General features: G+C 30.7%; 17 protein-coding genes. 5 read left to right on the forward strand and 12 right to left on the reverse strand.

Annotated elements, in window-relative coordinates; genetic code table 11:
- Positions 1–25: 25 nt before the first annotated feature.
- From ribB to tpx, 6 genes are all read right to left on the reverse strand, one after another.
- Entirely contained in the window at positions 26–1,168 is a 1,143-nt protein-coding gene (gene ribB / locus EV195_RS09620; RefSeq protein ID WP_132794739.1) for a 3,4-dihydroxy-2-butanone-4-phosphate synthase, read from the reverse strand.
- Positions 1,169–1,172: 4 nt separating this feature from the next.
- Positions 1,173–2,621, reverse strand: coding sequence for an LptF/LptG family permease (locus EV195_RS09625; protein WP_132794740.1), 1,449 nt, complete (start codon positions 2,619–2,621; stop codon positions 1,173–1,175).
- Between the two features lie 99 nt (positions 2,622–2,720).
- Complete coding sequence (locus EV195_RS09630) at positions 2,721–3,374, reverse strand: LolA family protein (protein ID WP_132794741.1); 654 nt, start codon at positions 3,372–3,374, stop codon at positions 2,721–2,723.
- 23 nt (positions 3,375–3,397) lie between these two features.
- Positions 3,398–5,815, reverse strand: a complete 2,418-nt coding sequence (locus tag EV195_RS09635; RefSeq protein ID WP_132794742.1) for an FtsK/SpoIIIE family DNA translocase — start codon at positions 5,813–5,815, stop codon at positions 3,398–3,400.
- Positions 5,816–5,852: 37 nt separating this feature from the next.
- Positions 5,853–6,236: a diacylglycerol kinase gene (locus tag EV195_RS09640; RefSeq protein ID WP_132794743.1), complete on the reverse strand. Its 384-nt coding sequence runs from the start codon at positions 6,234–6,236 to the stop codon at positions 5,853–5,855.
- The gene (gene tpx, locus EV195_RS09645) at positions 6,237–6,734 is read right to left on the reverse strand and encodes a thiol peroxidase (protein WP_132794744.1); all 498 of its coding nucleotides are present in this window, start codon (positions 6,732–6,734) and stop codon (positions 6,237–6,239) included.
- An 87-nt stretch (positions 6,735–6,821) separates the two neighbouring features.
- Here tpx and EV195_RS09650 point away from each other — a divergent pair, with 87 nt between their 5' ends.
- Together EV195_RS09650 and EV195_RS09655 are read left to right on the forward strand one after the other, a co-directional pair.
- Positions 6,822–8,210 (forward strand): MATE family efflux transporter, encoded by a 1,389-nt coding sequence (locus tag EV195_RS09650; protein WP_132794745.1) that lies wholly within the window; start codon positions 6,822–6,824, stop codon positions 8,208–8,210.
- Positions 8,197–8,421, forward strand: a complete 225-nt coding sequence (locus EV195_RS09655; RefSeq protein WP_132794746.1) for a hypothetical protein — start codon at positions 8,197–8,199, stop codon at positions 8,419–8,421. The genes EV195_RS09650 and EV195_RS09655 overlap by 14 nt, the downstream gene beginning before the upstream one ends.
- A 74-nt stretch (positions 8,422–8,495) precedes the next feature.
- Here EV195_RS09655 and EV195_RS09660 read toward each other — a convergent pair whose 3' ends face one another.
- From EV195_RS09660 to EV195_RS09675, 4 genes are all read right to left on the reverse strand, one after another.
- Positions 8,496–9,548, reverse strand: coding sequence for a flavin monoamine oxidase family protein (locus EV195_RS09660; protein WP_132794747.1), 1,053 nt, complete (start codon positions 9,546–9,548; stop codon positions 8,496–8,498).
- Positions 9,549–9,612: 64 nt separating this feature from the next.
- Complete coding sequence (locus tag EV195_RS09665; protein ID WP_132794748.1) at positions 9,613–10,359, reverse strand: SDR family NAD(P)-dependent oxidoreductase; 747 nt, start codon at positions 10,357–10,359, stop codon at positions 9,613–9,615.
- 60 nt (positions 10,360–10,419) lie between these two features.
- The gene (locus tag EV195_RS09670) at positions 10,420–10,974 is read right to left on the reverse strand and encodes a TetR/AcrR family transcriptional regulator (protein WP_132794749.1); all 555 of its coding nucleotides are present in this window, start codon (positions 10,972–10,974) and stop codon (positions 10,420–10,422) included.
- 33 nt (positions 10,975–11,007) lie between these two features.
- Complete coding sequence (locus EV195_RS09675; RefSeq protein ID WP_132794750.1) at positions 11,008–12,264, reverse strand: hypothetical protein; 1,257 nt, start codon at positions 12,262–12,264, stop codon at positions 11,008–11,010.
- A 142-nt stretch (positions 12,265–12,406) separates the two neighbouring features.
- On the opposite strand from EV195_RS09675, the gene EV195_RS09680 reads away from it, so the two are divergent.
- Both EV195_RS09680 and EV195_RS09685 read left to right on the forward strand, forming a co-directional pair.
- Positions 12,407–13,237: a GLPGLI family protein gene (locus EV195_RS09680; RefSeq protein ID WP_132794751.1), complete on the forward strand. Its 831-nt coding sequence runs from the start codon at positions 12,407–12,409 to the stop codon at positions 13,235–13,237.
- Positions 13,238–13,271: 34 nt separating this feature from the next.
- Positions 13,272–15,986 (forward strand): carboxypeptidase regulatory-like domain-containing protein, encoded by a 2,715-nt coding sequence (locus EV195_RS09685; protein ID WP_132794752.1) that lies wholly within the window; start codon positions 13,272–13,274, stop codon positions 15,984–15,986.
- 91 nt (positions 15,987–16,077) lie between these two features.
- Here EV195_RS09685 and EV195_RS09690 read toward each other — a convergent pair whose 3' ends face one another.
- Positions 16,078–18,282, reverse strand: a complete 2,205-nt coding sequence (locus EV195_RS09690; RefSeq protein ID WP_132794753.1) for an endonuclease MutS2 — start codon at positions 18,280–18,282, stop codon at positions 16,078–16,080.
- A 34-nt stretch (positions 18,283–18,316) separates the two neighbouring features.
- Here EV195_RS09690 and EV195_RS09695 point away from each other — a divergent pair, with 34 nt between their 5' ends.
- Positions 18,317–18,982 (forward strand): uracil-DNA glycosylase, encoded by a 666-nt coding sequence (locus EV195_RS09695; RefSeq protein ID WP_132794754.1) that lies wholly within the window; start codon positions 18,317–18,319, stop codon positions 18,980–18,982.
- Positions 18,983–18,986: 4 nt separating this feature from the next.
- Here the strand turns inward: EV195_RS09695 and EV195_RS09700 are convergent, their stop codons facing one another.
- Positions 18,987–19,916: a hypothetical protein gene (locus EV195_RS09700; protein WP_132794755.1), complete on the reverse strand. Its 930-nt coding sequence runs from the start codon at positions 19,914–19,916 to the stop codon at positions 18,987–18,989.
- Positions 19,917–19,919 lie beyond the last annotated feature (3 nt).

Below are 19,919 nucleotides of genomic sequence, written 5' to 3' on the forward strand. Positions count from 1 at the left end.
TTCATTTAGAAGCTCTTTTTATTTATTAAAAGTTTACGTAATCTACAATTTCTAATCCGTAACCTATCATACCTACACGTTTTTCTTGCTTTGTATTAGACACTAATCGAAGTTTATGAATATTTAAATCGTGTAATATTTGGGCACCAATACCAAAATCTTTATTATCAAAAGCAATGGCAGGAGCTTTCATTTCTCCATTTTCTTGATTTTCTTTCAACCCTTTTAATCGATTCAATAAGTTTAAAGACTGATTTTGTTGATTGATAAATAAAATTGCTCCACGTCCGTCTTCATTAATCACATTAAACATTCTGTCTAATTTCTTATCAGCATCATTGGTTAATGTTCCTAAAATATCGTTGTTTACTAGGTTTGAGTTTACACGAGTAATAATTGGTTCGTTTTTACCCCAAGTACCTCGAGTTAAAGCAATATGAATTTGTTTGTTTGTAGTTTGTTCATAAGCTCTTAATCTAAATTCTCCAAAGCGTGTTTGCACCATAAAGTCTTCTTTCTTTTCAATTAAAGAATCATGTTCCATTCGGTACGCAACTAAATCTTCAATAGAAACAATTTTTAAATCAAACTTTTTTGCAACTTTAATCAACTGCGGCAAACGTGCCATTGTTCCATCTTCATTCATTATTTCCACAATAACACCAGCTGGTTGTAATCCAGCTAATCTAGCAAAATCAATAGCAGCTTCAGTATGTCCAGTTCTACGTAAAACCCCACCATCTTTTGCTTTTAGAGGGAAAATATGTCCTGGTCTAGCTAAATCAAAAGGCTTAGTATCTTTATTTATAAGCGCTTCTATAGTTTTAGCTCTATCAGATGCGGAAATTCCAGTGGTAACACCTTTACCTCTTAAATCAACAGAAACAGTAAAAGCTGTTTCCATTGGATCGGTATTGTTGTTTACCATCATTTCTAACTCTAAATCTTTACACCTATTTTCTGTTAAAGGAGTACAAATTAATCCTCTACCGTGAGTTGCCATGAAATTAATCATTTCTGGAGTAACTTTCTCAGCAGCAGCTAGAAAATCACCTTCGTTTTCACGATCCTCATCATCAACTACAATAATTACTTTTCCAGCTCTTATATCATTGATAGCTTCTTCAATGGTGTTTAATTGAATTTTTTGAGTAGTTTGTGTTGTCATGGTTTTATGATGTTTTCCTTTTTACAGGAAATATTTTGATAAAAAAGTTCTTTATTCGTACAAAAAAGCTGTTGATATCAAACAGTCCTTTGTCTTGTGTTGCTCTAATTGTTAAAATAAGTGCCAAAGGTAGCATAATACAAACAGCTAGCCAAGATCCCGCTATAGCAGATAATGTACTTTCCTCTGCCATATTTCTACCAAAAGTATTGGTGAAAAAATATAGAACATAAATTCCGATAGCTAAAATCATTGGCAACCCCATACCTCCTTTACGAATTATGGAACCTAAAGGTGCACCTATAAAGAATAAAATTAAACAGGATAATGAAAAGGCTACACGATTGTAAAATTCGATATCATATAGGTTTAAAACTTTTCTTCTATATTTAAATGAATTCTTATTGGCACTGTAATTATTAATGGTTCTGTCTATTTTAGATATTGCAGAATTGATAATATCTCGTTGTTTTAAAGGTTCAAAATTGTCTAAAACAGTACTAGATAGCTTTTTATTAATTAAAGAATCAGGTAATCGATATAAATCTTCAGCTTCGCTATTTCTATATAAACTCTTAGCTCTTGAATCCACATATTCATCATAAATATTTTTCAATTTAGGTAAGGTGTCTTTTAGCTGTTTTAAGCTAAGCATATTAAAGTTTTTTGTATGGTTGATTTCATCCAAACGATCATCAGTAAAAGCAGAAATATCAATATTTAAAATATACTCATCAAAATCAGCATACGAAGCTTTCATTCTAAAGCGATCTTTATAGGCAGACTTATCGTTTACATGGTGTTCATAAAAATGACCGTCATTTAACTTTAATGTCATGTATCGGCTACCTTCTTCAGAGATTAATTCTCCGTGCTTAGCTGAAATAATTTTATTATTTCCTTTTTTTGCCGATAGGTCATAAATTAGAACATTTTTTAGCAAATTATTTTCTTCGCCATATTTCTCATCAAACTTAATTTGATAGTTAGGTATATCAGCATTAAAACTACCAGGAACTAAGGCTAAGGCAGGTTGTTTTTTTCGAATATTTATTTTAAGGTTGATTTGCTTTAAAATCGCATAAGGATATACGTAGTTTAAAAACACAAAATTAAGTCCACTCATTATAATAGCAAAAAACACCAAAGGACGAATCATTCTTTGTAATGAAACCCCTGCAGATTTTGCGGCAGCAAATTCATAGTTTTCAGATAAACTACCGAGTGTCATAATTGAAGAGAGTAAAACACCGATAGGCAATGCTTGTGGAGCCACAATAAGTGTGGTATACCATAAAAATTTCAAGATAATTGCAATGCTAATTCCTTTACCGGCTAAATCATCAAAAGCCAACCATAAAGCCTGCATTACCAATACAAACAGAATGATAAAGAAGGTAGCTAAAAAAGGAATTAAAAAACTTTTTAATATATACTTATCGAGTCTTTTCACGAATACAAATGTAATGAGCTTAGCTGTAATAAACACAAAAGTTTTGTTAATTGCCCAAAAAGCTATTAACAAAACTTTGTTAATGTATTTTAAAAGTTGTTAATCTACTAAATAACCTAACTTTTCATACTTCTCTTTATCAAAAGAAAATAAGTTTTCCGATATTGGTTGATTACTTTTAAACTTGTTAATGGTAAAAGTGGTAACGGCTCCGTTCGAACCTATTTGTATTAACTTGTAGATGTGTTTTGTTTTAGCATCAATACCTAATTGAACTTTAACAATATCAGAGTTACTATCTATAGGAGTTAAATCTACATACTGAACCTGACGTCCATTATTATTTTTAATTTCTCCCATTTTATAATTGTAACCATCTTTGTAAAATGTTAACAGCTTAGAAGGATAAATAAAACCATCCTCTTCTTCTAAATCTCCATTTGTTATGGTTACTTCTTTTTCTTCTTTATTAATAACAACCAATTTCTTCCCATTAAACACAAAGTTGTTTCCTAAGTAATCAAGATTGTATTTTTCCCCTGCAATTGTAATATTTCCTCGAATAGGAGGGTCGTTTGTAATACCTGCTTCTTCATTGACTAAAGTAGAAGTAAACCCAATCATCATGTTTTTATAAGCTCCCATCTTAGAAGATACTTCATCTAATAAAGCCTTTGCTGACTCAGAGTTATCCTGCGCTCTAGAAGTAATTCCAATTAATAATGCTATTACTAATAATCCTATTTTTCTCATCGTATTTTGTTTCTTAAAATGGTCTATTTACTTTTCTCGTTTTCTAATAATTGTTCTAAAGCTATTAAATCAGGAACAAGTACTTGCCTTGCTTTACTTCCTTCGAAAGGGCCAACAATTCCTGCCGCTTCTAATTGATCTATTAGCCTTCCAGCTCTATTGTAACCTAGCTTTAATTTTCTTTGCAATAAGGAAGCTGATCCTTGTTGCGCAGTTACAATAACTTCGGCTGCTTCGTTAAATAATTTATCTCGATCTTCAATGTCTATATCAAGATTTGTGCCACCTTCTTCACCAACATATTCTGGAAGTAGATATGCTTCAGGATAAGCTCGTTGCGATCCAATAAAATCTGTAATTTTTTCAACTTCCGGAGTATCTACAAAAGCACATTGAATACGAATTAAATCATTTCCACCAGAAAATAACATATCTCCACGTCCTATTAATTGATCAGCTCCTGGCGCATCCAAAATAGTTCTACTATCTATTTTTGATGTTACTCTAAATGCAATACGAGCAGGGAAGTTTGCTTTAATAATACCGGTAATTACATTTACAGACGGACGTTGAGTTGCTACAATTAAATGAATACCAATAGCTCTAGCTAACTGTGCTAAACGAGCAATTGGAGTTTCTACTTCCTTACCAGCGGTCATAATTAAGTCTGCAAATTCATCAATAACCAATACAATGTAAGGTAAAAATTGATGTCCATTTTCAGGATTTAATTTCCTAGCTTTAAACTTTGCATTGTATTCTTTAATGTTTCTAACCATTGCTAATTTTAGTAAATCATAACGGTTATCCATCTCAATACATAGAGAATTCAGCGTGTTTACAACTTTTGAAGTATCAGTAATAATAGCTTCATCGGTATCTGGAAGTTTTGCCAAATAATGACGCTCAATTTTATTAAATAAAGTAAGTTCTACTTTTTTAGGATCTACTAATACAAACTTTACTTCGGCAGGGTGTTTTCTGTAAAGTAAAGAAGTTAGAATGGCATTTAATCCAACAGATTTACCTTGTCCTGTTGCTCCCGCCATTAATAAGTGAGGCATTTTAGCTAAATCTACCACAAAAGTTTCATTAGAAATAGTTTTACCTAAGGCTAAAGGCAATTGCATTTGACTTTCTTGAAACTTTTTAGAAGTTATTGCCGATTGCATTGAAACTGTTGTAGCTTTTTTATTAGGAACTTCAATACCAATAGTTCCTTTACCAGGTATAGGTGCAATAATACGAATACCTAATGCCGATAATGATAACGCGATATCATCTTCTAAATTTTTAATTTTTGAAATTCTAACGCCGGCTTCTGGTACAATTTCATATAATGTAATCGTTGGACCTACAGTTGCTTTTATTTGAGCAATCCCTATTTTATAATTTTTTAACGTCTCAACAATTTGATTTTTATTGGCTTCTAATTCTTCCTGATCGATAGAAATACTGTCGTTGTATTGCTTTAACAAATTAAAAGTAGGAAAACGGTATTGAGCTAGTTCAAGAGTAGGGTCGAACTCTCCAAAGTCTTTTACTAATCTTTCCGATAAGTTTTCGGTTACGCTTTTTTCCTCAGAAATCTTTTCTATAGCAATTTCAACTTGATTTTCTTCTGCTACAACTTTTTCAGTTTTTTGAATGTTCAATAAATCGTCTTCATCCTCTTTTTTAATTTCCTCTTTAGGAATGCTAGAATGATTACTTATAGTGGGTTGTAAATTTTCTACAGATAATTTGAACTCAGATTTATCTTCTTTGATAGGCTCTTCTTCAATTATTGTATTAGTTTCTATATTTTCAGAAGTCAAATCTCCTTCATTAGTCAATTTTTCATCCTTTTTTAATTTTTCTCCGATTTTCTCAGGAGTAAGTTTGAAACGAACAACTAAATAAGAGATTAAGAAAAAGGCCAATACAATAGCTAGTCCAGTTCTTCCAATAAAAGCTCTTAAATATTCATTTAATTCAAAGCCAACAACACCAGAAAGTAACGCATATTTTTTTTCAACGAAACCTAAGGCAATCGATATCCAAAGCATATTGAATAATCCCCAATTCCATTTGGTTACCATGCTTTTAATGCCTTTTTGTAATAAAAAACTAATACCAGTTAAAAAAATAAGAAAAGGAAGTATAAAAGCAGCTAAACCAAAACCATTGTAGATGAAAATATGACTCAATTTTGAACCAATTTTTCCTAAAAGGTTTTTAGCTTTTAGTTGTTTATTAGAAAATTCACTTAAAATACTTTGATCATCTTGCCATGAAAAGAAAAAAGAAATAAAAGCAATGCATAGGAAAGCAGCAAATAACACAAAAAATGCTCCTAATATGGTTTGCGTTTGTCTGTTTTTAAAGAATTCAGTTAACTGAGTAAAAACAGATGGTTTACTTATTTTTTTTGTCTTTTTTGAAACGTTTTTTTTAGTCATTAAAATTTAAAAAATTAGACCGGTAAATATAGAAATATTACAAAAATAAGGCGATTATTTTTGGAACGTATATAATAGAACCTACAATTAACGAAATTATTGCAGCAAAACCAGCAGCACCTGCAGCAACATCTTTTATAGTGCCAATTTTGTTATGAAATTCAGGATGAATAAAATCGGCAATTTTTTCAACAGCTGTATTAAGAGCTTCAGCAACTAGTACCAATCCAGTAACAGTTAATTGAATCATCCATTCAGTTGCTGAAATATTAAAAACAAACCCCAAGATAACGGCAAAAAGCCCAATAAAAAATTGGGCTTTGATACTATCTTCGGTAGTTGCAAGAATCAGAATACCTTTCAGAGCATACTTAACTCCTTTAATTCTTCTCTTGATAAAACCATCTTTTGTTTCTTTCATTTATAAAGCTTTTAAAGCCTTTTCGTAATTTGGTTCATCAACAATTTCAGGAACTTGTTCTGTATGCGTAATTTCTCCGTTTTCGTTAATTACAACGATACATCGAGAATGTAATCCATTTAAAGGACCATCTATAAATTCTAATCCATATTCTTTTCCAAAGTCTCCTGAAACAAAATCAGATAACATTTCAACATTTTCAATACCTTCAGCACCACAAAAACGACCTTGAGCAAAAGGTAAATCTCTAGAAATACAAAGTACTTTTGTGTTTTCTAATTCAGAAGCTTCTTTGTTAAAATTTCTTACAGAAGTTGCACAGGTTCCGGTATCAACACTAGGAAAAATATTTAAAATTAACTTTTTTCCTTTATAATCATTTAATGTTTTTACTGATAAATCTGTAGCAACTAATTTAAAATCAGGTGCCTTTGAATTAACTTCTGGTAATGTTCCGTTTGTATTTGCTTTACTTCCTTGTAAGGTTACTGTAGCCATGTTTTAGTTTTTTTATTCCAATCAAAAATAACTAAAATCTACTAACTTTAAACTATCTTCGCCTACTTATTGCAAGGAAAAAAATCAGTGAATTTATCAAACTACACATCAGAATTTAAATATAATTGGAAGTTAGCTGCTCCCGTAATGTTAGGGATGTTAGGCCATACTTTTGTAAGTTTTATTGATAATATAATGGTAGGGCAATTAGGAACAGCAGAGTTAGCTGCGGTTTCTTTAGGCAATAGTTTTATGTTTATAGCGATGTCTTTAGGGATAGGTTTTTCAACTGCTATTACACCTTTAATTGCGGAAGCTGATGCAGCTGAAAACTTTAGTCAAGCAAAATCTACATTTAAACATGGTTTATTTCTTTGTACAAGTTTGGGAATATTGATGTTTTTAATGGTTTTCTTTTCGAAACCTTTGTTGTACTTCATGAAGCAGCCTGTTGAAGTAGTTGAGCTAGCGATTCCTTATTTAAACTTAGTTGCTTTTTCATTAATTCCTTTGATTGTTTTTCAGGCCTTTAAGCAGTTTAGTGATGGAATGTCCATGACACGTTATCCTATGTATGCTACTATTGTTGCAAATATTGCTAATGTAGTTTTAAACTACCTTCTGATTTTTGGGAAATTTGGATTTCCTGAGTTAGGAATAGTAGGAGCAGCCTATGGAACCTTATTATCACGTTTTATAATGGTAATCTATTTATGGTGGCTTTTAACCTTAAAAGAGAGAACTAAAAAATTGGTTACTAACATAAAAATAGTTGTCTTAGACAGTAAAATGTTAAGGAAAATAATCAATTTAGGAGCGCCAAGTGCCATGCAAATGTTTTTTGAAGTGGCTATTTTTACAGCAGCTATTTGGTTAAGTGGATTACTTGGAAAAAATCCTCAAGCAGCTAATCAAATTGCATTAAATTTATCGTCCATGACTTTTATGATAGCGATGGGATTAAGTGTGGCAGCAATGGTAAGAGTAGGGAACCAGAAGGGATTGAAAGATTATATTGAGCTACGAAGAATTGCTTTCTCTATCTTTTTATTGGGAGTTTTATTAGCTATTGGTTTTGCAATTATCTTTTTTGTTTTTCATAAGAGTTTACCAAGTATATATGTTGATTTAAATGATGCAAAGAACTACACTGATAATATGGAGGTGCTAAAAATTGCTTCAACATTATTAATTGCAGCAGCCTTTTTTCAAATAAGTGATAGTATTCAGGTAATGGTTTTAGGAGCTTTACGTGGATTACAAGATGTTGCTATTCCAACAGTAATTACGTTTATATCGTATTGGTTAATTGGATTTCCTGTGAGTTATTTTTTAGGAAAAGAGGATGCTTATGGAAGCTTTGGAATTTGGTTAGGACTCTTAGCAGGATTGACATCTGCATCAATATTACTATTTTTACGCTTTAATTACTTAACAAGAAAATTGATTAATACAAAACATAATGAACTTACCTAAATTTTTATTAGCTGATAATAGCAATCACCCAGAAGATATATTTGTATTGCATACCGAGTATCCTCGTTTTTTGATCAATTTGAAAGATGACTCAATAGAATGGTTTGAAGATTTAGAAGGAGAGAACGAGCAAGATTTAGCAAATGAGTTAGAAAATTTAATTGAATTAGCTGGACAATTTTACGATTCAGAAATGGAAGGGCTAGAATAAATTAAAAGGTTAGATTATAAAAAATCTAACCTTTCTTTTTACACTCACTTTTCCCCCAGTAAGCAAAGTGTAATTCAAATGTTTTTAATTTTTTCTATTGCATAATAAGCACTTCGAACAGCTCCTTCCATATAACCTCCATATTCTGGTGAGGTTTCACTGCCAGAAATAATTAGTTTTCCATCATATAAAGATTTATGAAAAAGTGGATGTCCGTTATTTTGATGAGGAATTATGAATGAACCATCATTAACAGTTAGTAAAGATTCTTTTTTCCAAACTTTTTCTTCATAAGAAATAAATTCTGAAGAAACATCACCAAAGAATTTAGTTAGTTGTTGTAAAATCGCTTGTTCTCGTTGCTCTTTATTTAGAGATGAGAGAGAATTAGTAATAAATCCCATAAGCGCATAACCAGAATCTGTGACACAGCAATGATCATATAATTCTGTATATGGCCCAACATTACTGAATGCAACACCAGACAATCCTTGCTTTCTCCAAAAAGGACTTTTAAAAACCACAGAAAACTTAATTGAATCTTGCATCCAAGTATGCGTTTTTTTAGCAATTTCTTGTAGATTTTGAGCTAGTTCAGGTATAAATTGAACAGAATTAACGAGTAATTTTGGAGGAATAGTAGTTATCACCACATCTCCTTTAAACATGTTTTGTGAAGTTTTAATCAAAAAAGTATTATCATATTTAATTTCTATAACTTTTTTATTTAAGTGTATTATTTCTTCACCTAATTTGTTTGATAGTTTATTGATGAGTTTGTTGGTGCCATTAGCTATTCTATAACTTATTTCTTGATTAGGAGGTAATTGAAATCTTTGTACTGGATTCATACTTATAGCCTCAAAAAGTGCATCACCTTCCATTTTTTGTTCGAATAACTCTATCTCTAATTCTTTACATATACTAATAAGTTGTGTGTTGTATTTCCATAACCATGTTGCGCCAAGTTCTATATCCGCACGGCCAATTTTCTTTGTGTAAATTCTACCGCCTAGTCGAGAACTAGCTTCTACTACTTTTATAGAAGAATATCCTTGCTCTTTTAATGAATGGGCAATAATTAATCCAGATAAACCACCACCAATAATTACAATGTGTTTATTCATAAAACTTTTATAATAGGTTGAGTTAAATCATTTAACTCAACCTATTATTATCAATTATTTTATATTAATTTCTTCCAGCAATAACTCCACCATCAACATCCCATATTGCACCAGTTACCCAAGATGATTTATCTGATAACAAAAAAGTAATACTGTAGGCAACATCATCCGCTAAACCATTTCTACCAATAGGATGAAAAGCATTAAATCCTTCTAATGCTTCATCTGCAGCACTTTTACTTCCAAATACACCTTGATATACAGGTGTTTGAACAACAGCTGGAGAAACAGCATTAACTCTAATATTATAATCTGCAAGTTCCATGGCTAAATGTTGTGTTAGAGAATGTAATCCTGCCTTTTGCATTGAATATGCAGAAGAAGGAGTAGCTTTAACTGCTTGTTTAGCCCACATAGAACCTACATTTACAATAGCACCGCCATTATTTTCTTTCATCTTTTTAGCTACTGCTTGTGTAATAAAAAAGAAGCCTCTGTTTAAGTTTAAATATGAATCATAATCTTCTACTGTGTGATCTAAAAAAGGTTTTGGGCCAAATATTCCCGAAGCATTTACTAAATAATCAACTCTTTCTAGTTCATTTATTGTATTTACTAGTAGTAGTACTTCATTACTGTTTGTAATATCTATTTGATGCTTTATAACTCTTTCATGGCTTTGCACTTTATCTATGCTTCTACCAATTATATGAACAATAGCTCCGTCATTCAATAATTGTTGTGCTGTTGCATATCCAATTCCACTTGTACCACCAATAATAATGGCTACTTTGTTGTTAAAATTACTCATGTTTTTTAAGGTTTAAATTAAAATGAACAGACAAGTCTGTCTTAATTGTTGTAAATTTTTTTAAATTATTTTTTCACATATTCCTTTTGCTTGATGAATAGGCCAATCTTGTTGATGTAAGTGACTTTCTGCCACAGCACTTTCATAAAGAAGGTAAATCTGTTTAGCAAGTATATTTGTTTCCTTGTTGTCAATATTTAGATTTTCAGAAATTAAATCATCAATAAAATTAATAAGTTGATTTTTTTGAGTTTGAATTTCATTTCTTATTCTATCATTATCTTTTGGTATTTCTGAAACTGTTTTAATACACCAACAGCCGTTAAAATCTTTCTCTTGAAAGAAGAGTTGTAAAAAGTCAAATACCGCGACTACTTGATCTTTTCCTTTACTTTTAGATAAACAAAACTCTTTTATACTTTGAGAGAATAAAGCATGTTTGTGTTGTAAATAAGCTAGACAAATATCTTCTTTAGATTTGAAGTGATTGTATAGGGTAGCTTTAGCTATTCCAGACTCAGAAATTATTTCATTAATTCCTGTTGAATTATAGCCGTTTCTATAAAAAAGGTCAGAAGCGATACTTATAATATGTTGTCGAACATCACGTTTCATGATACAAATATATAAAAAAATAGACAAGTCTGTCTATTTTTCTAAAAAAAATGGAAATTCCCAGGAATGACTGTCTTTTTTTGCTATCGAAATCATATTTTTTCCACTTTTGAATTTTTCAGTTTCAAGATAAAAAACTGCTCCTAGTTGATTAGTTCTTTCATGTTTAACATTTATATAATCAGGAGAAATAATGTTCTCGTTAACCTTCACAGTTAAATATTCGGTGTAACAAATTCTATTAGCTTCGTTTCTTTCCTCTTTGCTCAATTTTTTATTACTGTTACTACAAAGCTTAGCTAATATTTTATTCTCATACTTAAATATAGGAATGAAAACTTTCATTAGTTTTTTATTAATGATATCAGCATCAATCTCTGGATTAAGTAAATAATCGTTGTTTTTATTATTCGTTTTATAGAAAGTAGGTGAAACGATAGTTTTTTTGAAATATCTAGAATTATTAGCGATGTATTTAATGTTAGTCTCGCTCTCTTGGTAACTTGCAACTAAACTTCCGAAAATTAAAAACACCATTAATAAGTAAATAAGCTTTTTTTTCTTTTTGAAGTTTGAACCAAAAACCATACTAATTTGAAGTATAGATTTGTACAATGGTCCAAAAATTAAAATTGAAATTATGTTATTTGTTTTAAAAGCCATCATTTGAAGTTTAGCTTTATTATGGTTGATCTTAAGATTTGCAACAATTCCAATAACGGTTTGTATTATTAACAGTCCCATTAATCCATATATAGGTACTAATAATAAATAAGTAGGAACTGAATCGACTAAACCATTATAGATGAATAAGTAAATACTAAATATCATTGCGGCATTGGCATAAATCAATAAAAAAGTAAATGCTGCAGAAAAGATTACGCTGCATAATTCATCTACTTTTTCTATCGAATCTTTTACTTTTGGTAGAATAGAAATTATTTTCTCGGTATAAATTTTGGAATAGGCACTGTCTTCAACACTATAATCAGGAAATACAGAGTTTAAACCAACCAATCCTATCCAATAAGCTCGTAGGCAAAAGTGAATTAAGAACATCCCAGCTAATATGCTTATTCCAAATAATCCAAAAAATACAATTAGGAAAGCAAAAGAATATAATTCAGGATTAAGAATGTCTATAAAGACATTTGTTATCCAATTAATAATTACAAACAACTTGAAGGTTCCGAATATTGCAACAGCAGATACCAGCAATTCTGCCTCCCAACTTTCATCTTTTAAACGTTGTAGCCATAGCTTAGATTTTGCTTTTTCAGAGTTTTCCATTGGTTAATTGTTTATACGAATATAATTTTTTTAAAGGAAGATTAAAATTGAATATTCTAACTATCATAATGTTAAATCTTTAATAAAAAAAATCTTTTCTGTTTACTTAATATGTATATTTGTTAAACAAAACTAACGAAATATGAAATCTTTACTATTAAAATCCCTTGCTGTTTTACTTGTTTTAGGGTTTACAAAACCAGAAGAAGTACAACAATTTCAAGGTAAAGCTGTTTATTTTTCTAAAGCTACTTTAGAGTTAGGTAGGTTTGGAGCAAGAATGAGCGAAGCTCAAAAAAAGCAAATTAAAGCTAGATTGAAAAATAGACTTGAAAAAGAATATGTGTTGAATTTCAACAAAAAGGAGTCTTTTTTTGAAGAAGAAGAAAAAATAGATGCTATTTCTGGTGCTACCGATTCATGGGGGAAAAATTTTTCTCAAGGCGATCAATACAAAAACATTCAGGATAATGAACTAATACAAAGTCAGGAATTTTATGGGAAACGATTTTTAGTTAAAGATCAACTCCAAAAAATAACTTGGAAAATAGAGAAAGAGTCTAAAAAAATAGGAAATTATCTATGCTTTAAAGCAACAGCTTCAATTCCAACAAATGAACTAACGTGGTACGATTTTTCATGGAATGATTTAAGAAAAGCTGAAGTGAAAAAAGATTCCCTAGGAAATGATATTCAACCAGAAATAGAAATGACAAAAGTAGAAGCTTGGTACACACCACAAATACCAGTAAGTCATGGTCCGGGAGAGTATTGGGGATTGCCAGGATTAATATTAGAAGTTTCTGCAGGAAATAGGGTGATGTTGTGTTCTAAAGTAATTATTAATCCTAAAGAAAAAATTGAAATCGAAGCTCCTGATAAAGGAAAGGAGATTACTAAATTAGCTTACCAAGAAGTTATCAGAGAAAAAATGATAGAAATGAGAAATAATAGAGGAAGAAGAATTAGGTAGCTTTTTTAGTAAAAAATAAATCAAACTAATCAACATGAAAAAAATTACGTTGCTACTAAGCTTATTTGTACTTCAGAGCTTATTTGGGCAAATAACGATGAAGGGTATTGTAAGAGATACACTTAAAACACCTTTAGATTTGGCAAATATCATAGCTATCAATCAAGATACTAATGTGTTAGAATCTTATGGGATAACAGACGCTCAAGGAGCTTATAGCTTAGCATTGAAAAAGAATAAAAGCTATAAAATTCAAATTAGCTACATCGGAATGAAAACCTATGAAGAAATAATTTCGACAAAAGAAGCAAATTTTACAAAGGATTTTGTGCTACAACCAGATAATTCATTAGATGAAGTTGAAATTACCTATGAAATGCCAGTCACTATTAAAGGAGATACACTTATATATAATGCCGATTCTTTTAAAAATGGTTCCGAACGAAAACTCGAAGATGTATTAGAGAAACTTCCTGGAGTAGAAATAAATGAAAACGGACAGATTGAAGTAGAAGGGAAGGTGGTGAATAAATTAATGGTAAATGGAAAAGATTTCTTTGATGGAGATACAAAATTAGCAACTAAAAATATTCCTTCTAATGCGGTAGATAAAATTCAGGTACTTAGAAATTATGCAGAAGTAGGTCAATTAAGTAGTGTTAGAAACAATCAAGATAATGTGGCTTTAAACATCAAACTAAAAAAAGGAAAAGAAAACTTTTGGTTTGGTAATGTTACAGTAGGAGGAGGTTCTTCTCCAGATGAAGGTTTGTATTTAGTACAACCTAAACTGTTCTATTACAGTCCGAAATATAGTATAAACTTTATAGGAGATGTAAATAACATAGGAGAAGTAGCGCTTAATCGAAGAGATATTCGAGGTTTTGGTGGCGGCTTTAGAGCACCAAGTAGAAGCAGCGGAACGAGTATTAATTTAGGAGATAATAGCTTGAATTTCTTAACAAACCAAAACAATGCTTTAAAAATTGAAAATAATCTAGCAACCGCTAATTTTAGTTATTCACCAAAATCATCATTAGATTTAAGTGGTTTTTTAATTTATAACAATAGTAGAATTTTATCTAGAGAAACAAGTTTTGTTCAATATACAAATGAAGGATTAGGTATTCCAGATGAAGCAACTGAACAATCTAGTACTGAACGCTCTGATCAAGGATTGTTAAAGTTGAGTGCATCGTACAAACCAAATGTTAATAATCAAGTAGATTATGATATTATTGCTAGAGTTTCAAAAGATACTCAAGATCAAAATTTATTTTCTTCTGTAATTGGAAATACAGCTCAGTTTGACGAAGTAACTCCTTACAGTATCAATCAAAATGTAAACTATTATTACACGTTAGATGAAGATAATATTTTCGCCTTCGAAGCTCAGCATTTATTAAAAAATGAAGATCCTTTTTACAATGCAGTATTAACGAATACATCATCTAATACAGACCCTTTTGATTCTACCGCAGATGCTTTAGGATTAGATACTACACAGGATGATTATAATATCAATCAAAATAGAAGAATAAAATCAAATCAGTTAGACGCTAAATTAGATTATTATAACTTAATCAATACAAAGAGTAATATCAATTTGACTTTCGGGACAATCATTAGTAGTCAGCAATTTAACTCTAACATTTTTCAGTTTTTAAATGATGGAACTACTTTTAATCCAACACCAACAATTAACGATTCAAAAATAACGAACGACATTGAGTATAACTTTAGTGATATTTATTTAGGAGTTCATTATCGATTTAAATCAGGTATGTTTACTGTAACTCCAGGTTTTTCATTACATGCTTACGGAAATACTAACACGCAATTCGGGCAAAAATTTGGAGAGGACTTTTTTAGAATTTTACCAGATTTTGAAACCAGGATTCAGTTTAAAAAGAGTGAAGCTTTGACTTTCAGATATGAAATGCGAAATCAATTCACGGATGTTACAAGACTAGCAGAAGCCTTAGTTTTCAACAACTTTAATAGTATTCAGTTTGGAGAACCAGAATTACAAAATGCTTTATCACATAACGTAAGCTTATTTTATAGCAGTTTTAATTTATTCAATTATACAAACGTATTTGCTAGAGCTTCCTATTCAAGTAATATCGATCAGATAAGAAGCTTAACTACATTTGAAAATGTTATTCGTACTAGCACTTTTTTCAATTCTAGTTTTGCAGATGAAAATGTAAACTTATTCGGTAGAGTACAGCGTACGTTTGGGAAATTTAGAACAAGTTTAAATGTAAACTTAAACTACAGTAAAATCAACCAGTTTATTCAAGGAATTCAGTCTTTAAATGAAGGATTTACTCAAACGTATACACCAGGTGTTAGAACAAATTATTTAGAAGCACCAAATGTTAGTGTAAGTTACAGATATAGTACAACGACAAACAATCAAGGAAGTAGAAAGACCACTTTTGTTACGAACGCTCCTTCTGTAGAATTTGATGCGTATTTATGGAAGTCGGTTACATTTAGAACCAATTATACGTATACAAATCAAGATTTAGGGAACGGAAATTCACAATCATTCCAAAATTGGGATGCAACCATATCGTATAGAAAAGATAGAGACGCAAAATGGGAATATGAATTAAAAGCTACCAATTTATTAGATATCGATTCTCAGGTGCGAAATAGTGCGAACAACGTTTCGGTTTTTACATCTGAAACATTTATACAACCCCGATTTATAACATTTAGGTTTGTTTATAACTTATAAACTAAAATATTGGTTTATCTATTTGACTTAATGAAAACTCAGGCCTAAGTAGCTGCCCAATTAGGGCAGCTTTTTTTATTTTAATAAGATATTACTTAGCTTTTTGAACTAATTCTAATTTTTCTATAGAAGTTTTAGTAGTAAATAAACCATAGTTTATGAAAGCATTTTTCTTTTCTATTTTGTCAATAGTTCCAACGGCATTTCCATCTACCAAACGAACTCGATCTCCAGTTTTAAAAATGTAATCAGCTTTTTCTTTAGCAATTTTCTTAGCCTCTTCTTTTTTCTCCTCCCTAACTTTAACTACTTTTTGTAAAACTTCTTGTTCTACTTTTTTAATTGCTTCTTTTTGTTTTTCAGCAATCTCTTTTTCTTTTACTTTTTCAGTCTTGGTCTTTTTAATAGGCGGATTTCTCTTAGTGTATTTGGTTTTTTCAGCCGCTACCCATTTAAAGAAGTTAGTTGATAATTCTTTTTTATTGTTTGTTTGGAAGTACTTATTTAGTAACTCATTGATTCTTCTTCCTAAAGTCAACATACGTTGATTATTATCATACAACTCTTGAAAACCTTCAAGTTTTTCTCTAATCTTAAGTTCTTTCTCTTGTAAACTTTCCAAATGCTCTTGCTCTTTAGATTTTTGTTTCTCTAAAGTATCAGAGGTCTTTTGTAATCGGTTTCGTTCTTTCTGAAGCTTAGAAATGGTTTTATCTAAACGTACCTTTTCACTCTCTACACGTTTTTTAGCTCTGTTAATTAAACTGAACGGAATTCCGTTTTTCTGAGCAACTTCAAACGTAAATGAACTTCCTGCTTGACCAATAAATAGTTTATACATTGGTTCTAAGGTTCGTTCATTAAATTGCATATTAGCGTTGGTTACATTTTCTAGTTCATTAGCTAAAACTTTCAAGTTGGCATAATGAGTTGTTATGATTCCAAAAGATTGTTGTTTATAAAATTCTTCTAAAAATATTTCAGCTAAAGCGCCACCTAATTCAGGGTCAGAACCTGTTCCAAACTCATCAATTAAAAATAAGGTGCTGTCATTACACTTTCGTAAGAAATAACGCATGTTTTTTAATCGATAACTATACGTACTTAACTGATTTTCGATAGATTGATTATCACCAATATCTGTAAGAATGGTACTAAACAAGGTAGTTTCACTTCTTTCATGAACAGGAATTAACAGTCCACTTTGTAGCATTAATTGTAATAAACCTATCGTTTTTAAGGTTATACTTTTTCCACCGGCATTAGGACCAGAAATAACAATAATTTGCTGTTTTTCATTTAGCTCTAATGTTTGCGAAATAGTCTCAATTCCTTGTTGTGTATTTTTCCTCCATAGAATTGGGTGGAATGCATCTCGAAAATAGATTTTCTTTTTTTTCGTAATTTTTGGTAAAAGTCCGTTTATTGCATTTGCATACTTTGCTTTGGCAGCAACTACATCTAAATGAACTAAGAATGAAATATATTCCTCTAATAAAGGAGTATATGGACGAACTTCTTCTGCCAGAGCTCTTAAAATTTTAATAACCTCTTGTTTTTCATCATACAGTAAATTTTGTAGTTCTCTGCTGTATGATAAAGTTGCTTGAGGTGCAATGTAAACTATATTTCCAGATTTTGACGAACCTAAAAGGCTACCTTTTACTTTTCGTCTATGCATAGCTAAAACAGCTAATACACGTTGGTTATCGATAATAGTTTCTTTAATGTCATCAAGATAGCCACTCGCTAAACTACTACTCAAAGCTTTAGAAAAACTACCAGAAATTTTACCTCTTACTTCATTAATATCTTTCCTAATTTGCTTTAAGGTTGGTGAAGCATTATCAGCAATTTCACCATAAGAAGTAATTATTTTCCCAATGGCATCTGAAACAAATGTGGTGAATTCAATTTCTTCACTTAGTTTAAAAAGTGTAGGGTAGTAGTCTTTAAATTTCGTTAAAAACTTTTTTTGTTCGTTAACTGTTTCTGTAACTGAAGCTATTTTTAAAAACGCATCAGGTTCCAAGTAACTATTTTCAATAGTTAATCGCTTAATAGAGTCAGTAATATTGTCAAAACCGTGATTTGGAATTCTATTCTCATTTTGAAACGAAGCCAAATATTCATTTACTAAATATAATTCGAAAAACAATTCTTCGGTATCTTCGTAAGGCTCGATAGTACCAACAGCATTTCTTCCAAGTTCTGATATACAAAACTCGCTAACCTGTTCTAAAACCTTTGCAAATTCTAAATCTTGTAATGTTTTTTCTGATATATTTTTTTTCAATTTCCTATTTTTGAGAACCACAAAAATAACAAGAATGCAAGTAAATATAGCCGAAAGTTGGAAACATATTTTACAACCTGAATTTGAAAAAGCATATTTTCAAAACCTAGTTCAATTTGTAAAAGAAGAGTATACAAATTTTACTTGTTATCCTAAAGGTTCCGATATTTTTGCTGCTTTTGATTACTGTGCTTTTGGTGATGTAAAAGTGGTAATTATAGGACAAGATCCTTATCATGGAGTTGGTCAAGCAAACGGACTTTGTTTTTCAGTTCATGATGGAATATCGCATCCACCGTCTTTAATTAATATTTTTAAAGAAATTGAAACGGATTTAGGAATTCCTTATCCAGAATCTGGAGATTTATCTCGTTGGGCCAAACAGGGAGTTTTATTACTTAATGCAACTTTAACTGTAAGAGCTCATGAAGCTGGAAGTCACCAGAAGAAAGGTTGGGAGCAATTTACAGATGCTGTTATCGCTTCAATTTCTGAGCAAAAAGAAGACGTTGTGTTTTTACTTTGGGGAGGTTATGCTAAGAAAAAAGGAGCGAAGATTGACAAGAAAAAGCATCATGTGTTGACTTCAGGTCATCCTTCGCCTTTAAGTGCAAATCGAGGTTACTGGTTCGGAAACAAGCATTTTTCTCAAACAAATGAATTCTTGACTCACAAAAATTTATCTGATATAAATTGGTAGTTAATTAGTTTTTTTTAGCTTTTGGAGGTAAACATCCACATGGCGGTTTTTTTCTTCTAACTACCTTTAATACGATCTTCTTTTCACCATATTTTTTGTAGTATTCATTTAAGTTGATAGTTTCACTTTTTTTCCCATCTATCATAAAGAATATTTTATGATCCATTAGAATGTCATTCAAAATAGTTACTTTGAATTGTAAATGCTTCTTTTCGTTATTGATATAGTTGTATGGCAAAAATAGTTTATTGATACTATCTCTTTTGTTGAGAGCTCCAACACCTGTAGCTCCTTGTGCGTTTTTAATAACTTTTGTGTTCTTCCATGGAAAATCAGGAGATTCAACTTTAAACGGAATTAAATAAACGTTTAACTTATCAAAAGAATCATCATAATGAACAGGAATGTAATCAATATGTGTTTCTTTTAGAATAGAATAATCAAGATAAATTAGTTGGTTAGGTTTTACACCATCAAAAGTAAAGTTATCAGGAGTAATTAATCCAATATCATACAAATCATCTTCTTTTTTACCTGTCTTAGATTTTTTAACAACAGGAGGAGAGGCGATATAATATTTCGACACATAAAAGTCTTTGAACTTTTTATTGTCTGAATTGTTTTTTTGATATCCAAAAGGAATTCCTGAAACTTCTTGGTTTGTTGTGTTCCAGCTAAATCCATTTAGTTTTTTTACTGAAATGGTTCCATCTTTATATTTCGGACTAACAATTTTACCACTATCGATTATAATACTCGTATTACAACCATATAATGAAATTTGTTGCTTACTCTTGTGTGGTAATGTACTATTCGCGATACTAAAGCTTAGATAGCCAGTATTTTTTACGTTGTAATTGTTTTGTGATTGTACATTGAAACAAAACAAAAACAAAATGCAGCATAACGTACTAATATTCGTAGTTGATTTCATTTT

The sequence above is a fragment of the Tenacibaculum skagerrakense genome (genome assembly GCF_004345825.1).
In the GTDB taxonomy this organism is placed as follows: Bacteria; Bacteroidota; Bacteroidia; order Flavobacteriales; family Flavobacteriaceae; genus Polaribacter; species Polaribacter skagerrakensis.

Bases quoted from the DNA above. Each gene is read 5' to 3' on its own strand.
- EV195_RS09675 (WP_132794750.1), bottom strand. From the start codon at position 12,264: ATGGAAAACTCTGAAAAAGCAAAATCTAAGCTATGGCTACAACGTTTA.
- EV195_RS09655 (WP_132794746.1), top strand. From the start codon at position 8,197: ATGAACTTACCTAAATTTTTATTAGCTGATAATAGCAATCACCCAGAA.
- EV195_RS09640 (WP_132794743.1), bottom strand. From the start codon at position 6,236: ATGAAAGAAACAAAAGATGGTTTTATCAAGAGAAGAATTAAAGGAGTT.
- EV195_RS09700 (WP_132794755.1), bottom strand. From the start codon at position 19,916: ATGAAATCAACTACGAATATTAGTACGTTATGCTGCATTTTGTTTTTG.
- EV195_RS09630 (WP_132794741.1), bottom strand. From the start codon at position 3,374: ATGAGAAAAATAGGATTATTAGTAATAGCATTATTAATTGGAATTACT.
- ribB (WP_132794739.1), bottom strand. From the start codon at position 1,168: ATGACAACACAAACTACTCAAAAAATTCAATTAAACACCATTGAAGAA.
- EV195_RS09635 (WP_132794742.1), bottom strand. From the start codon at position 5,815: ATGACTAAAAAAAACGTTTCAAAAAAGACAAAAAAAATAAGTAAACCA.
- tpx (WP_132794744.1), bottom strand. From the start codon at position 6,734: ATGGCTACAGTAACCTTACAAGGAAGTAAAGCAAATACAAACGGAACA.
- EV195_RS09680 (WP_132794751.1), top strand. From the start codon at position 12,407: ATGAAATCTTTACTATTAAAATCCCTTGCTGTTTTACTTGTTTTAGGG.
- EV195_RS09665 (WP_132794748.1), bottom strand. From the start codon at position 10,359: ATGAGTAATTTTAACAACAAAGTAGCCATTATTATTGGTGGTACAAGT.
- EV195_RS09670 (WP_132794749.1), bottom strand. From the start codon at position 10,974: ATGAAACGTGATGTTCGACAACATATTATAAGTATCGCTTCTGACCTT.
- EV195_RS09660 (WP_132794747.1), bottom strand. From the start codon at position 9,548: ATGAATAAACACATTGTAATTATTGGTGGTGGTTTATCTGGATTAATT.
- EV195_RS09685 (WP_132794752.1), top strand. From the start codon at position 13,272: ATGAAAAAAATTACGTTGCTACTAAGCTTATTTGTACTTCAGAGCTTA.
- EV195_RS09695 (WP_132794754.1), top strand. From the start codon at position 18,317: ATGCAAGTAAATATAGCCGAAAGTTGGAAACATATTTTACAACCTGAA.